Annotated in this window: 20 protein-coding genes and 1 tRNA gene; 10 read left to right on the plus strand and 11 right to left on the minus strand. The window is 66.2% G+C overall.

What is annotated here, in order from left to right:
* The first annotated feature begins 81 nt into the window (after positions 1-81).
* The gene (locus ML401_RS04145) at positions 82-504 is read left to right on the plus strand and encodes a GFA family protein (RefSeq protein WP_211418721.1); all 423 of its coding nucleotides are present in this window, start codon (positions 82-84) and stop codon (positions 502-504) included.
* 66 nt (positions 505-570) lie between these two features.
* On the opposite strand, the gene ML401_RS04150 is transcribed toward ML401_RS04145, so the two are convergent.
* Positions 571-795, minus strand: a complete 225-nt coding sequence (locus ML401_RS04150; protein WP_194405809.1) for a hypothetical protein — start codon at positions 793-795, stop codon at positions 571-573.
* A gap of 235 nt (positions 796-1,030) precedes the next feature.
* On the opposite strand from ML401_RS04150, the gene ML401_RS04155 reads away from it, so the two are divergent.
* Positions 1,031-1,336: a hypothetical protein gene (locus ML401_RS04155; protein WP_259215475.1), complete on the plus strand. Its 306-nt coding sequence runs from the start codon at positions 1,031-1,033 to the stop codon at positions 1,334-1,336.
* Positions 1,337-1,469: 133 nt separating this feature from the next.
* On the opposite strand, the gene ML401_RS04160 is transcribed toward ML401_RS04155, so the two are convergent.
* The 3 genes from ML401_RS04160 to ML401_RS04170 form a co-directional block, all read right to left on the minus strand.
* On the minus strand, positions 1,470-3,428 hold the full coding sequence (locus ML401_RS04160; protein ID WP_285810079.1) for an ATP-binding protein: 1,959 nt from the start codon (positions 3,426-3,428) through the stop codon (positions 1,470-1,472).
* Entirely contained in the window at positions 3,425-4,108 is a 684-nt protein-coding gene (locus ML401_RS04165) for a response regulator transcription factor (RefSeq protein ID WP_285812810.1), read from the minus strand. Before ML401_RS04165 ends, ML401_RS04160 begins: the two co-directional genes overlap by 4 nt.
* Before the next feature lie 108 nt (positions 4,109-4,216).
* Positions 4,217-4,627 carry a putative quinol monooxygenase gene (locus ML401_RS04170; protein WP_211418719.1) on the minus strand — a complete coding sequence of 137 codons (411 nt, stop codon included), beginning with the start codon at positions 4,625-4,627 and terminating at the stop codon, positions 4,217-4,219.
* A gap of 146 nt (positions 4,628-4,773) precedes the next feature.
* Here ML401_RS04170 and ML401_RS04175 point away from each other — a divergent pair, with 146 nt between their 5' ends.
* Entirely contained in the window at positions 4,774-5,682 is a 909-nt protein-coding gene (locus ML401_RS04175; protein WP_259215480.1) for an AraC family transcriptional regulator, read from the plus strand.
* A 42-nt stretch (positions 5,683-5,724) separates the two neighbouring features.
* Here the strand turns inward: ML401_RS04175 and ML401_RS04180 are convergent, their stop codons facing one another.
* From ML401_RS04180 to ML401_RS04190, 3 genes are all read right to left on the minus strand, one after another.
* Positions 5,725-5,952, minus strand: coding sequence for a hypothetical protein (locus ML401_RS04180; RefSeq protein WP_194405812.1), 228 nt, complete (start codon positions 5,950-5,952; stop codon positions 5,725-5,727).
* A gap of 358 nt (positions 5,953-6,310) precedes the next feature.
* Positions 6,311-6,613, minus strand: coding sequence for a hypothetical protein (locus ML401_RS04185; RefSeq protein ID WP_285810083.1), 303 nt, complete (start codon positions 6,611-6,613; stop codon positions 6,311-6,313).
* 170 nt (positions 6,614-6,783) lie between these two features.
* Positions 6,784-6,868: transfer RNA gene (locus tag ML401_RS04190), tRNA-Leu, on the minus strand.
* A gap of 157 nt (positions 6,869-7,025) precedes the next feature.
* Between ML401_RS04190 and ML401_RS04195 the strand changes: the two genes are divergently transcribed.
* A complete protein-coding gene (locus tag ML401_RS04195; protein ID WP_259215483.1) occupies positions 7,026-7,565 on the plus strand; it encodes a disulfide bond formation protein B in 540 nt (179 codons plus the stop codon).
* A 3-nt stretch (positions 7,566-7,568) separates the two neighbouring features.
* Here ML401_RS04195 and ML401_RS04200 read toward each other — a convergent pair whose 3' ends face one another.
* A complete protein-coding gene (locus ML401_RS04200) occupies positions 7,569-8,657 on the minus strand; it encodes an AbrB family transcriptional regulator (RefSeq protein WP_285810085.1) in 1,089 nt (362 codons plus the stop codon).
* A gap of 97 nt (positions 8,658-8,754) precedes the next feature.
* Positions 8,755-9,045, minus strand: a complete 291-nt coding sequence (locus ML401_RS04205) for a PsiF family protein (RefSeq protein ID WP_211418714.1) — start codon at positions 9,043-9,045, stop codon at positions 8,755-8,757.
* Between the two features lie 206 nt (positions 9,046-9,251).
* Between ML401_RS04205 and ML401_RS04210 the strand changes: the two genes are divergently transcribed.
* On the plus strand, positions 9,252-9,743 hold the full coding sequence (locus ML401_RS04210) for a hypothetical protein (RefSeq protein ID WP_211418713.1): 492 nt from the start codon (positions 9,252-9,254) through the stop codon (positions 9,741-9,743).
* Between the two features lie 46 nt (positions 9,744-9,789).
* On the opposite strand, the gene ML401_RS04215 is transcribed toward ML401_RS04210, so the two are convergent.
* Positions 9,790-10,338, minus strand: a complete 549-nt coding sequence (locus ML401_RS04215; protein WP_211418712.1) for a TetR/AcrR family transcriptional regulator — start codon at positions 10,336-10,338, stop codon at positions 9,790-9,792.
* 107 nt (positions 10,339-10,445) lie between these two features.
* Between ML401_RS04215 and ML401_RS04220 the strand changes: the two genes are divergently transcribed.
* The 5 genes from ML401_RS04220 (at position 10,446) to ML401_RS04240 (ending at position 13,248) form a co-directional block, all read left to right on the plus strand.
* Complete coding sequence (locus ML401_RS04220; protein ID WP_211418858.1) at positions 10,446-10,874, plus strand: thioesterase family protein; 429 nt, start codon at positions 10,446-10,448, stop codon at positions 10,872-10,874.
* Between the two features lie 3 nt (positions 10,875-10,877).
* Positions 10,878-11,354 (plus strand): PaaI family thioesterase, encoded by a 477-nt coding sequence (locus ML401_RS04225; RefSeq protein WP_285810090.1) that lies wholly within the window; start codon positions 10,878-10,880, stop codon positions 11,352-11,354.
* A gap of 44 nt (positions 11,355-11,398) precedes the next feature.
* Positions 11,399-11,782 carry a CidA/LrgA family protein gene (locus ML401_RS04230; protein WP_212065879.1) on the plus strand — a complete coding sequence of 128 codons (384 nt, stop codon included), beginning with the start codon at positions 11,399-11,401 and terminating at the stop codon, positions 11,780-11,782.
* The gene (locus tag ML401_RS04235) at positions 11,779-12,501 is read left to right on the plus strand and encodes an LrgB family protein (RefSeq protein ID WP_211418709.1); all 723 of its coding nucleotides are present in this window, start codon (positions 11,779-11,781) and stop codon (positions 12,499-12,501) included. Before ML401_RS04230 ends, ML401_RS04235 begins: the two co-directional genes overlap by 4 nt.
* A gap of 87 nt (positions 12,502-12,588) precedes the next feature.
* Entirely contained in the window at positions 12,589-13,248 is a 660-nt protein-coding gene (locus ML401_RS04240) for a DsbA family protein (protein ID WP_194405822.1), read from the plus strand.
* 98 nt (positions 13,249-13,346) lie between these two features.
* Here the strand turns inward: ML401_RS04240 and ML401_RS04245 are convergent, their stop codons facing one another.
* Positions 13,347-13,553, minus strand: a complete 207-nt coding sequence (locus tag ML401_RS04245) for a hypothetical protein (RefSeq protein ID WP_194405823.1) — start codon at positions 13,551-13,553, stop codon at positions 13,347-13,349.
* Positions 13,554-13,609: the final 56 nt, after the last annotated feature.

Here is a 13,609-nt window from a genome sequence, read left to right on the forward strand (position 1 = left end):
CCCCGCATCCCGTCTTCCCGAGCTATCGTGGAACAGGGGCGGGGAGAGGATTTCTCCCCTTCATCAAACGGAGACGACCCAATGAAACATGTCGGAAACTGCTTTTGTGGCGCCGTGACGATCGAGGTCACGGGTGCCCCGGAGGCGATGGGCTATTGCCATTGCCGCTCCTGCCGGTCGTGGTCGGGTGGCCCGGTCAACGCCTTCAGCCTGTGGAAGCCCGAGGCGGTCCGCGTCAGCGAAGGCGCCGAGAATGTCGAGACCTTTGCCAAGACTCCGTTGAGCCAGCGCCAATTTTGCAAGAAGTGCGGCGGTCATCTCATGACCAACCACCCGCCGCTCGGCCTCATCGACGTTTTCACCGCCACCATCCCGACGCTCGCTTTCGCGCCCGGCGTTCACGTCAACTATGCCGAGACCGTGCTGCCGATGCGCGACGGCCTGCCCAAGCTGAAGGATTTTCCGGCCGAGTTCGGCGGCAGCGGCGAGATGATGCAGGAATAGCGGCGTCGGAATCGTGAGGGCGGCGGTGCGCCGCCCTCATATTCTTCAAGGCAGAACGACGACGGCCTAGCCGCCGCGCGATTCGACGACCTTGCGGCAGCTCTCCGAGAGCTTCGACTTGTTCTCGCGCAGGCAGGCATTCATCTGCGGCGGCTTGCCGATATGTTCGGCGCAGAACTTGCTGGCATCGCCGCGGCAGGCCATTTGCTCCTGAACCGATGGCCCGGATTGCGCGGACGCGGGCAGGGCGGCAGTGGCGAGCAGCAGCGCGGCAAGAACCGAAATCTTCATAAAGCACCTCTTTGGGATTGTCGTTGGTCCCGCCTGGGATCAAGCGGCCGGACGATCCCGCAAAGGCCGGGCGCCGGTCCATGCCATGTTCATGGCACCGGCCGGTCCTTGCGGCCGCGGTACCCCCATCTTCATGGCATGTATCCGCGCCCCGTCTTTTGTCATTCAGGCTGCACCTCGGCTGCGAAATCCGGTGATTGCATCGGGACGCCGAACGGGAAGCAGGAGAGCAAGAATGTCGAAGAGAGCTGGAGCGCTGAGCGCAAGGCTGACGGTCCTGGCACTGACGGTCACGGCGCTCGCGGGCGCGGCGATGGTGTTGCTGGGCACGAGCCCGGCGCATGCGGTGGTCTATTGCAAGACCGTCGGCGTGCCCAAGGGTTGCGTGGTGCGGCCGACGGCGGCGGTGGTGGTCGCCCCGGGAGCGCCGGTCGCCGCGGCGGCGGTCGCAACGCCCGGCGTCGGCGCGCCCGGTGTCGGCGTCCGCGCGGGAACGCCGATGAATCGCGGCGGCCCGGTCAACCGCGTCGGCAGGCGCTGATATTTCCTTTGGATTGATTGCATTGCTTCGGGCCAACGGGGCCTGCGGATGAACACCCCCCGTCTTCCGCAGGCGGATTTACCCGGCCCGTCCCCTCTCTCCGTGCGCCCCACACGTTCGGGGAGGGGGCTTTTCAGCCCGCGGCTGCGTCGCTGTCGGGGAAACGCTGCGGCAATTGCAGCCGCACGCGCGTGCCGGAGGCATCCGAACTCAGATCGAGCGCCGCACCGCAGCGCGCGGCGCGGCTTCTCATGTTGCGCAGGCCGCGCGCGGTCTGGCCGTTGCGTCCGGCCTCGTTAATTTCGTTCGGTGCAAAGCCCTGGCCGTCGTCGGTCACGCTGATTACGCCGTACGGCCCCTGGCCTGCGTCAAGCGTGTCGATGGTGACCGCGATGCGGCGCGCCTGCGCGTGCTTGACCGCATTGGTCACGGCCTCGTCGAGGATGCGTACGATCTGGATGACGTGCCATGGCCGCAGTTCCGGATGCAGCGGCAGTCCCTGCGGCGTCGCCACGCGCCAGTCCAGCGTAATGTCGTGCGGCCGCAATTGCGCGCTCGCGCGTTCGCGCCAGGAGCCGAGGGCGAGCATCAGGTCGCCGCCGATGTCGTCCATGGAATCGATGACGAGACGCAGATCCTTCAACGCGGCACGGGCAGCGTCGGTGATGGTCGCGCCCTCATGGCCACGCTCGGAGAGCGCGACGATGCTGACGAGCTGGCCGCCGAGGCCGTCATGCAGGTCGCGCATCAGGCGCGTGCGCTCGTTGGCAAGGGCGGCGGCGCGTGCGCGCTCCTCCTCGCGGGCAAAGCTCGCCTTCAGCCGCTCCTCGGCCTCCCGCACGCGCGTCACGAGCTGGCCGGCAAAGCTGTCGACCTGGTTCAAGGCGCGGGCGAAGCGCCAGGTCAGCCCGGCGCCGATCGCGACCAGCATCGCCGAATAGGACAAGCGCGAGACGAAGATGCGTTCGTTGCTCACGATCTCGAAGACCGTGAGCATGTCCTTGATCCAGCAGACCAGCACGATGGTCACGGCGCAGCCGATCATGAAGCTTGCCGCATCCTGCCGCCGCACCACGGCGGTCGCGGTGACGCAAGCCATCAGGAACAGGCAAAGCCCGACCGTTGGGATGCCGAGCACCAGAAACAGGATGCGCGGCAGCGGCGGGCCGCCGATCAGACCGACCACGAACACGACGATTCCCGGCGCGAACACCAGCGTGCCGTAGCGAGGCCAGCGCCAGCCGAAGAACAGCACGCCGAACATCACGACCAGCGCGCTCTCGATCGGCGCGGACGCCAGCAGCACGGCGGCGAGCCGCGACGTGGCGGCCGGCGGCACCGGCGGAGGCGCGAACGCCTGCACCACGCCGAGCACCATCGCGGTCGCCAGCACGCCATAAACCGGCTCGCGGCGCCGCATCAGCCACATGATCGCGAGGATGACGGCCAGGATCGACTGCCATGCCGAGAACACCACCGGCAGGGTGACGAACAGCAGGGTGCGCGTCTCATAGGCCGGGCGCAAGGCGACATCCGGCCCGACATAGACGGTGTCGAGAAAGCCCTTGAGCGGTCCCCACACGAACAGCCGCACCGTGATCTCGTTGCTGCCATCGCGCAGCAGCGAGGCGGGGATGGCTGCGATCTCAGGCGTGTTGCGATCGGGCCGGTTGGCATTGGCATCGCGCCGGGAATCGAGCACGACGACGCCGTTGACGGCGACCTCCACTGCGTTGCTGAAGCGCGGCAGGTACACCGACCAGCCCGCGGCCGCATCGTCGCGCCGGAACGTGAAGGCGCCGGCGTAGAATGGCGGGTCGGCCAGGGAGTAGCGCGACGACGTGAAATGCGGCAGCGTCACAGGGCGGGTCAGGCCGTCTTCGCGCGCCGAAAAATCGCTCACCGCGAAATCGTCAGGGTCGCTCGGCTGCAGCAGCCGCAGCCCGAGGATGGTGACGATCACGATCAGGACCTGGAGCAGCAGATAGGGCACGAGGCGCGAGGCGATCAGCTGGCGCCGCGGTCGCGCCGGTGCCGTCGTCGTTGCCTTGGTAGTTGCCTTTGTAATTGCCTTGGCCGGGATCTCGCTCACAGCTTGATCAGGCCCTGCTGCACCGCCTCGAACACCGCTTCGCTGCGCGTGTGCACCTCGAGCTTGCGGTAGATGTTCTTGATATGGCCGGGCACGGTCTGCTTGGACAGGCCGAGATGGCTCGCGATCTCGGCATAGCTGAAGCCTTTTGCGATGCCCCAGAGGATGTCGATCTCGCGCGGCGTCAGCTTCGCGGTGTTGAGCACGGGCCCGGGCGGCGGCTCTGCCGAGTTCTGCGTGGCGCCTTGCGTTCTGCGCACGATGAAGCGGGCGATCGAGGCCGAGATCGGCGAATGGCCGGCGACCAGATCGCGCACGGTGGTGGCGATGTCGGTTGGGAAGGCGTCCTTGAGCAGATAGCCGGTGGCGCCGACGGTGATCGCGGAGATCACGCTTTCCTCGTCTCCGAGCGCCGAGATCACCATGATCTCGGTGTCGGGGAAGCGCTGCCTCATCTCGCGGATCAGCTCGATGCCGTGGCCGTCGGGCAGCCGCAGATCGGTCAGCAGCACGCGGGGCGCGCCGCCGGCGAGCGCGGCACGGGCTTCGCCGAGCGTGCCGGCGCTGCGCACCTCGTAGCCGGCCTTGACCAGCGCGTCCTGGAGCCGCCAGCAGGTCGGTGCGTCGTCCTCGACGAGGAGGATGGTGATGATTTCACCCGTCTCGCCCTGTTCGGTCATGATCATGGTCCCGCACCCGCGTGTCCCCCGCGGCGCAAGGACAAGTTTAGCCGGTGAGGGGATGCCGTGACACCCATAATCATGGGGGCGGGAGCGACGGTCCCCGGGTCAGCGCGGGTCGAAATGAGAGAACGTATCCTTGCTCAGGAGGACATCGACACGGTGCACGCTGGCCGCTTCGGCCAGGATGGCGTTCATTCGCGTCACGTCGCGAAAGATGTCGCCGCCGCCGCCCTCCACGTGGGCCTGGCGTCCCGCCAGATCGGGAAACGCTTCGAAGATGCCAAAGCTCGTCTGTGAAAAGCGAACGGCGAACCATGGTCCGGTTGCGGGTTCGTCTTCGACGCATGCGCGAATGTCGCGCAACATCTGCACGACGGCCTCCTCCTGGCCAGGGCGGGCTTCGATCTGAATGAAGAACGCCTTGCGGCCTTCAGGGCCTTGCTCTCCCAGCACCTGCACGCCCTTGTGGGGAGCGGGCGAGCCGGTCGAGGTCTGCGATGAGGGCAATTGGGTCATGGGCGCGGCTCCTAGTGTTGATGCGCCCTCTGTAGGATATCGCCTGCCGCGCGAGGTGCCGGAACGTCGGCATTCCTTGCCTAATCGTCCAGGTCGGCTTTCAGGTCAGCTTTACTTCGCGGGTCGTCATGGCCAGAATTGTTGCCATGTCGCACGATCTGAAGCAGGCCATCCTGCGCTACACCGGAGAGCACAAGCGAGCGGAGGGCGTCACCGTCACGCCTGTCCACGGCCTGTACCTGGTCAGGCACACGGCACCGAGCGAATTGGAGTACGCCTTGGCGCACCCATTGGTGTGCCTGGTCCTGCAGGGTTGCAAGCGAGTGACCACGGGCAGGGGCGTGTCATCCTATGCTGCGGGGTCGACGATGATCGTCACGAGCAGCCGGCCGGAGGCGACTCGAATCAGCAAGGCGAGTCCCGCCGTTCCCTACCTGGCGATCGCGCTGGACCTCGATCCCACCGTGATCACGGATCTGATCACGAGGGCACCCGAATTCCATTCATCGCGAGCCGCGCCTGAGACAAGCGAGGAGCTGCGCGATGCCTTCCGTCGGCTGGTGCTGCTGCTGGATCGGCCACAACCACTCGCGATGCTGAAGGATGGTCTGATCCGGGAAATTCACTATTGGCTGCTGCTTGGCCGCCAGGGCGCCGCCATCCGCAACCTGGGTCTGTCCGACAGCCACGCGCAACGCATCGCACGCGCCGTGGCGATGCTGCGCGCCGACCACGCCCGGCCCGTGCAAGTCGAGCGCCTGGCGGCTGCGGCTGGCATGAGCCGCTCGGCGTTTCACCAGCATTTTCGTGCCATCACGTCGCTGTCGCCGCTGCAGTTTCAGAAACATCTCAGGTTGATCGAGGCGAGACGCTTGATTTTGGAGGGGAAGACCTTGAGCCAGGTGGCCTTCAAGGTGGGCTACGTCAGCCCCTCGCAGTTCAGCCGCGAATACGCCCGCATGTACGGGCAGCCGCCCAGCCTGGACAAGAAGGCCGCATCTGACCAGTGGAGAAAAGACGACGCTGGCGAGGCGGTCGCGGCGCGATTGGGCTGACCGCCCAATCTTGCAAAGCCGTGGATTCACACCCCGGCCGGCTCACGACAGATCCACCCGCGGCGGCGGATAGCGGCGCGCCAGCATCGACAGCGACAGACGCCGTTCGTCCTCCGGCAGCTCCAGATAGGCCAGCACGAGCGGCCGCTTCCAGTCGCCGATACCGAAATCCATCGCCCTCCATTTCTGCGGCTCGGGGCCTTCGAGACCCCGGACCCAGACGAAATAGCGGGGAAGGTCGTCGGCGTCCGTCGTGCGTGTCCTGGCCATCAAACTGTCCGCGGCATCGGGTCGGTTGCTACAGGATATAGGGATTGGCGTGGCGAAGTCGAAGCCTCGGGAGAGCGTAATCTCTCCTCCTCGTCATTGCGAGGAGCCCTTGCGGCGAAGCAAACCAGACTGTCTCCGCAGACGCATTCCTGGATTGCTTCGCTGCGCTCGCAATGAAGATGTGGAGGCAGGCGGGCCAAGAACATGGTTCTCGGCCGGAGCGCGGCCAGCCCGAACGCGCCGTTGCAGGATCGAAAAATTCTGCCTGACCGAAATTCGGAAATATCGTATGTCGCGTTCATCCTGGCCCATGGACAAGCGGCGTTTCGCGATCAGGCCCGTCCGCTGCTTCTGCCGATCAGCGCCACAAGTCGCAGGTCGCCACGCGATTGATGTCGGCGAGGCGCCGCGCGGCATCTCCGTTCAGATCGAGGCTTTCGACCAGCGTCAGCAGGCGACGATAGGCGCCGTCGGCGACCTCGACCGGGAGCGGCGCCTCGTCAAAGGCCTCGACATAGCTGCCGACGATACCGCTGAGCAGGCGGCACAGGCCGCGCTGCGCGGGATCGCGCCGGCCGAGCGTCTCGAGCTTGTGCTGGAAGGTCTGAAAAGTCCGCAAACCGTGGTGCTGTTGCGAAAGCCACGCGTGCAGGTCGTTCATATGAGCTCCTTCGAGTAACGGAAGAAGCTACCGGTTTATACAGGTGGGATGTGACGATGGGAAGGGGAGCTGTGTCGAGACAGTCCGTCTTTGCCAAGAGGCTACGCCGGACACGCTGCGCCCTTCACCTCCAGCGTGGCTGCGCCACGCGTAGCCCGAAGGGCGAAGCGTGGTGCCCCTGGCCGGAATCGAACCAGCACTCCTTGCGGAACTCGATTTTGAGTCGAGCGCGTCTACCAGTTCCGCCACAGGGGCCCTCGGTCGGCCCTGGAAGGGAGCGTCGCGAAGCCGGCGGACTATAGCCATGGACAAAGCGGGGTCAACCCGCGCCAAAGTGATGTCCGCCGTTCTCGACAGCCGCATGGACCGGAGCTAGAGGCTAAAGGGCGCGACCCCCAGGAAAGAGGCTGCCGTGACGACCCAGAGTGCCGCCATACCTGCATTCAAGCCGGCTGCCGGCGGCCCCGCGCTGACGGCCTCGCTGCTCGTCACGCTGATCGCGGCCGTGACCATCGCGGGCGCCTGGTTCTTCCAGCTCGTGCTGGAGATCCTGCCCTGTCCGCTCTGCCTGGAGCAGCGCTATGCCTATTACCTCGCGATTCCCCTCGGTGCGCTCGCGGCGCTTGCCGCGCGAAGCGGCGCGCCGCGGCCGCTGCTGCTGGCGGGGCTCGCAATCCTCGCGATCGCGACGCTCGCCAATGCCGGGCTAGGCACCTACCATTCCGGCGTCGAATGGGGATTCTGGAAGGGGCCGACCGATTGCACGGGTCCCGTCGTCAACCTCGGCAACGCCGGCGATCTCTTTTCGCGGCTCGATACCGTGAAGGTGGTGCGCTGCGACGAGGTGCAGTGGCGCTTCCTCGGCCTCTCGCTCGCCGGCTACAACGTGCTGATCTCGCTGCTGATGGCCGCGATCGCCGTGTGGGGATTTGTGCGGACGGCGCAGCGCTGAAGCTCAATCGTCCACGTCGTCCTGGGTGCGTCCGAACAGGTGCACGATGCCTGGCGTTGCGATCGTCACGAACACGAAGCGCGACAAATGGTGGGCGCCGACGAAGATCGGGTCGATGTGCAAGGTCAGCGCCAGCGCCAGCATGGCATCCATCGCGCCCGGCGCGAAGGCGACCACGACGTCGGAGAATTTGACCTGCGTGGTAAGCGCAATGATGCCGACGAAAATGGCGGAGACGCCGATCGCGACCGTGAATGAGCCCAGCGCCGCGCTGAGGTGACCGGCGAGCGTCTTGATCCGCATCCGCGCGAAACGGCTGCCGATCAGGGCGCCGATCCCGACCAGCGCCACGCCGCGCACCCAGTCCGGCAGGCCGCCCTCGACCCAGCCCGCGCCATGCAGCACGCTGGAGGCGATCATGGCGCCGAACATCCAGCTCGCCGGAAACTTGATCAGCCGCAGGACCAGCGCCATTACAAGTGAGGCCGCGGCCAGCTCCACGAGGTCGAGCGGCGAGGCAATGGTCGTCGTCGTCAGCGACGGCGCGGCGGAGGGGGCGACGCCCGCGAGCGCGAGCACGATCGGCAGCGCGGCGGTAAGAATGATGACGCGCATGGTCTGCACCACCGCGATGCCCGGCAGGTCGGCACCCCGCTCGACCGCCAGGATCGTGATCTGCGACAGGGCGCCGGGGCTGCCGGCCAGGAAGGCCGAGGTGCGGTCCCAGCCATGGATGCGCTGGAGGTAATAGCTCGAGCCGAAGGTCGAGCAGAAGGTCGCGAGCGCAAGCAGCCCGATTGTGAGGGGATAGGCACTGAGCTGCTGCAGCAGATGGCGCGAGACCACCGAGCCCAGCGAAATCCCGAGCAGCACCAGCACGGTCTGGGTCAGGAGCGGCGGCAACGACAATTGGCGGCCGGCGATGGCAGCGATGCCGACCGCGATCATCGAGCCCGAGATCAGCCCGCCCGGCAGGCCGGCGAAGAGAAACACCAGGCCTCCGGCGGTGCCGATGACGAGCGTCTCCGCCGTGCTCAAGAGCTTGGCGCGGCTCGGCCATTCGAACGGCAGGGAGGCGGTGATCTGCTTCACGCCGCCTTATCGCAAATCGGCGGGAGGCGCACAATTGCAGGCTCGTCATGCCGCAATGCGTGCGCCTCGCGCCGGCGCGCGTGGAGGGTCGCGAGGGTTACTTCTTGTCGGCGGCAGGGGCAGCGGGCGCGGCGGTGCCGGACCTCGCTTCCTTCTTGCACTCGCGACGGAATTTCTTGCGCTCCTTGCCCTTCAGGCCCTTGGCGTCCGCCTGCTTGGAGCACTCGATCGACTCGGCCGTGCGCTCCTTCGTCGCCTTCGCGGCCTCGGTCTTCACATCAGTCTTCACATCGGTCTTGGCCGCCGGCGCGGTGGTCTGTGCGAAGGCGGTGCCGGTGACGAGCAGGGAAGCGAGGGTGACGGCGGCGAGGCGGGAGGCGAGGGTCATGGTGTTGCACTCTATCTTGCGAGAATTGCGAGGGATCGCGAACGTCGGCTCGGATTGCTGAACGCGACATGAATAATCTGAACGAGGCCGTCACTATATTTTGGCGGCAGAAGCCGTCGCATCCTTGTCGCAAGCAGCCGACACGCTAGGATAGCAAGTGTTATTTCACTTCCCCGTCGGGAGAAGACCAAGGAGGAGACCCAGGGATGACCATTCAATCAAAATGGCTGTGCGCGGTTGCGTTGTCGGGATTTGCGGCGCTCGCGCTGTCGGCACCGGCGCAGGCGCTGACCTCGCAGGAATGCAGCGCGAAATATCAGGCTGCCAAGAAGGACGGCTCGCTCGGCACGATGAAGTGGAATGACTTCCGCAAGGCCCAGTGCGGTGCGGATGCGACGCCGGCCGCCGCGCCGACTGCGGCTGCGCCCGCTGCTCCGGCCGCTCCCACTGAACCGAAGCAGGCGAAGAAGGAGGCGGCCCCCGCCGCCGCGCCGACCCTGCCCGCCGGTCCCGCGATCTATCCGAACGCGGTCGATCCGAAATACGCCAAGGAGACCCCCGGCAAGGCACGGATGCACACCTGCGTCGACCAGTACAATGCTAACAAGACCACCAACGGCAATGGCGGCTTGAAGTGGATCCAGAAGGGCGGCGGCTATTACAGCGAATGCACCAAGAAGCTGAAGGGCGCCGCCTGAGTTTCGACATGACGCGATGGCCGGAGCAAAGCTCCGGCCATCTTGCTTAGTCCAGCAGCTTCTCGGCCGATTTCGCCACCAGCTGCGATCGCTTGCGCGGGCCGCGCTCGACGAACAACAGGCTCTGGCCGAAGATGAAGCAGTAGAACAGGAAGGCCTGTGCCTCGGCCGCCTCGGCGTCGAGCCCGGTCGCGCGATAGAGCTCGGCCACGTGCTTGAGCCGCGCGGCATCGACGCTTGCCACGGCCGCCGCGGCGGTCTCGTCCGAGCGGGCCCATTGCCGGATCGCGAGCTCGATCGCCATGGCTTCCGGATTGAGCCGCTCCGAATAGAGCTGAATCACCGCCTTCAGCCGTTCGCGGGGCTCCTCGCCGTCGAGGCGCGTCTGCTGCGCGATCGACGCGGCGCGGCCCTCGCGCCAGCGCTGCAGCATGGCCTCGAGCAGCGCTGCGCGGTCGGCGAAGCGGCGGTAGAAGCCGCCCTTGGTGACGCCGAGATTCTTGGCGAGCACCTCGACCCTGACACCCTCGACCCCCGAGCGGGCGAGCTCAGCAAACCCAGCCTCGACCCAGACGTCGCCCCTGCCGTCGCTCATGAAGTAGGCCTCTCGGATTCTTGATACGGTGCCGTATTGCTAACCCGCCGCCACCCTGATACGCTACCGTATCAAAATCAAAAGACGCACGAGGGCAGGGAATGGCGATGGAGCAGGAGGCAACCTATCGCGGCACGGTCTATCCGTGGCAGTGCGATCACGTCGGCCACATGAACATCATGTGGTATGTCGGCAAGTTCGACGAGGCCAACTGGAATCTGTTCACGCGCCTAGGACTGACGCCGAGCTACCTGCGGTCCTCCGGCCGCGGCATGGCCGCCGTGCAGCAGAACATCACCTACCGGCGCGAGCTGCTCGCCGGCGACATCGTCGAGATCCGCAGCCATCTGCTCGAGGTTTGCGACAAGTCGATCCGCTTCCGGCACGACATGACGAACGCCGAGACCGGCGAGATCGCCGCGATTTGCGAGATCACTGGCGTGCACATGGACCGGAGCCAGCGCAAATCGGCACCGTTCACCGATGCCGTCCGCGAGACCGCCTTGCGGCATCTCGCCGAGCCGGCCGAGGCCTGAACCATGGCCGCGTTCGAGCCGAAGAACCCGGGCTATCGGGCAGCGGCCATCGCCATGTTCGATGCCCAGCCGGCGATGCACACCCTCGGCATCGTGATTGTCCGCCTTGCACCGGGCGAGATCGAGCTGGCGATGCTGCATTCGCCTGCATTCACCCAGCAGAACGGTTTTGTTCACGCCGGCATCATCACCGCCGGGCTGGACAATGCCTGCGGCGTTGCCGCCTTCACCCTGATGCCGCGCGAGGCGGATATCCTCACCGTCGAGTTCAAGACCACGCTGCTGGCGCCGGCCCGGGGCGGGCGCTTCGTCTTCAAGGCCGAGGTCGTCAAGCCCGGCCGCACGCTGACCTTCTGCGAGGCCAGGGCGTTCGCCGAGCATGACGGCAAGACCACGCCGATCGCCACGATGACAGCGACGTTGATGGCGATGCTTCCGCGCATTGCTGCCTCGCCCGCGCCGGCCCCGTCCGGCGCATAGCCGCGATTGACAAGCCTGCCGGCCCATCCCTTCATGCGGCGGTCATGCTTGCAAGTCTCGGCCTCATCCTGCTGTGCCAATTGATCGGCGAAGCCGTCGTGCGCGGCCTCGGCCTGCCCCTGCCGGGCCCCGTGCTCGGCCTGCTGCTGCTCCTGGTCCTGCTGCTCGTGCGCGACCGGGTTGCGTTGATCGCGCGCGGGCCGCTCGGCGGCGACGGCGTGGAGACGGCAAGCAAGGGCCTGCTTGCCCATCTCTCGCTGCTGTTCGTGCCGGCCGGCGTCGGCGTGGTGCAGAAGCTCGATCTCCTCGCGGCCCACGGCATCGCCATCGTTCTGGTGCTCGCCCTCTCCGTGGTCGTCACGCTGCTTGCGACCGTGCTGACCTTTCGACTGGTCAGCCGCCTGTTGAAGCAGCAGGACGCGCCATGAGCGACAATCCGTTCTCGCTGTGGGTCTATCTCTCGCAGTCGCCGCTGCTCTGGCTGACCGTGACGCTGCTGGTCTATGCGGCCACGGACGCGGTGTCGCTGGCGACGCGACGCCATCCGCTAGCCAATCCCGTGCTGCATGCGATGTGGATCATCGGCGCGTTCCTGCTGCTGACCGGCACCTCCTACACGACCTATTTTGCCGGCGCGCAATTCGTGCATTTCCTGCTCGGGCCTGCGACCGTCGCGCTCGCCGTGCCGCTCTACGAGAACCGCAAGCGCGTGGTCGCCTCCATCGTGCCGATGCTGGTGGCGCTGGTCGCGGGCTCGGTCACCGCCGTGGTGTCGGTGGTGCTGCTGGCCGAGCTTGCCGGCCTTCCCCGCGAGGTGGTGCTGTCGCTTGCGCCGAAATCGGTCACCGCCGGCGTTGCGATGGGCATCGCCGAATCCCTGCATGCCGATCCCTCGCTGGCGGCCGTCGCGGTGATCCTCACAGGCATCATGGGCGCCATCATCGTGACGCCGCTGATGAACCGCACCGGCGTCACCGATTACCGTGCCCGCGGATTCGCGGCCGGCCTTGCGGCCCATGGCATCGGGACCGCGAGGGCGTTCCAGGTCGACGAGATCGCGGGCGTGTTTTCGGGTATCGCCATGAGCCTGAACGCCTTGGTGACCTCGTTCCTGGTGCCCCTGGCCGTCACGCTGCTGGTGCGATGACATCGCCGCCGCGACACTCTATATGACCTGTAACAATTCCCAGTCCCGAACCGTATCGACGGAGATGGGACCGAAACGGGACGAGATATGGCCGGATTCAAGAACAAGGCATTTGAGCCGACGCGGCGCACGGCTCTGACGCTGATCGGGGCAAGCGCCCTTGCGGCGGGCGGGATCAACTCTGCGCTGGCAGCCGCTGGTGACGACGAGGTGCTGACCGAAGCCAAGGTGCTGCGCGATCCCGATACGCCCGTCGCCGGCAATCCCGATGGCAACATCACCATCGTCGAATGGTCTGATTATAATTGCCCCTATTGCCGCAAGCTCGAGCCCGAGCTGCGCCAGGTCGTTCAGGACGACGGCAAGGTGCGACTTGTGATGAAGGATTGGCCGATCCTCGGGCCGGTCTCGGTCACGGCGGCGCGGTCCGCGCTCGCGGCGAAATTCCAGGACAAGTATCATAAGGCCCATGACGCCATGATGGGCGTCAGCTCGCGCCTGACCGAGTCGCGCATCAACGAGCTGCTGGCGGCGGCCGGCGTCGACATGGACCGCCTGAAACGCGATCTTGCCGGTCGTGGCAGCGACATCGATGCGCTGCTCAAGCGCAACAACGAGCAGGCCGAGGCCTTCGGCTTCAACGGCACCCCGTCTTTCATCGTCGGCAAGTACCGTGTGCCCGGTGTGCTCAGCATGGCCGAGTTCGAGCAAGTCATCGCCGATGCCCGCAAGGCCAAGATGAACTGACGCGCACGGCGTCGATCGGCGCCGACACGTCGACCGCAGCCAACACAAAGGCGCCGCCGCGGTGCTCGCGACGGCGCCTTGTTCATGATACGGCGTCGTTACTTCGACGAGATCCGGACCCAGTCCTTGTGCGCGCGATCGCGCAGCGCATCCCAATCCGCCTTCGCCACGTCCCAGTTCACGATGGTGCGATTGGTGGTCGCGACCTGGCCGTTGGCGACGGACGACGTCTGCATGGAATCATAGACGTAGACGCCGCCCGCGAGCAGCAACGCGCCCAAAATCATTCCTAAAAACGTCTGCATTTGCGAACCTCCGGTGACGGGCGATAACGTCGGTGGGGCTGGACAGTTCCGTGCTG

This window comes from Bradyrhizobium sp. 62B (assembly GCF_030272265.2).
GTDB lineage: Bacteria > Pseudomonadota > Alphaproteobacteria > Rhizobiales > Xanthobacteraceae > Bradyrhizobium.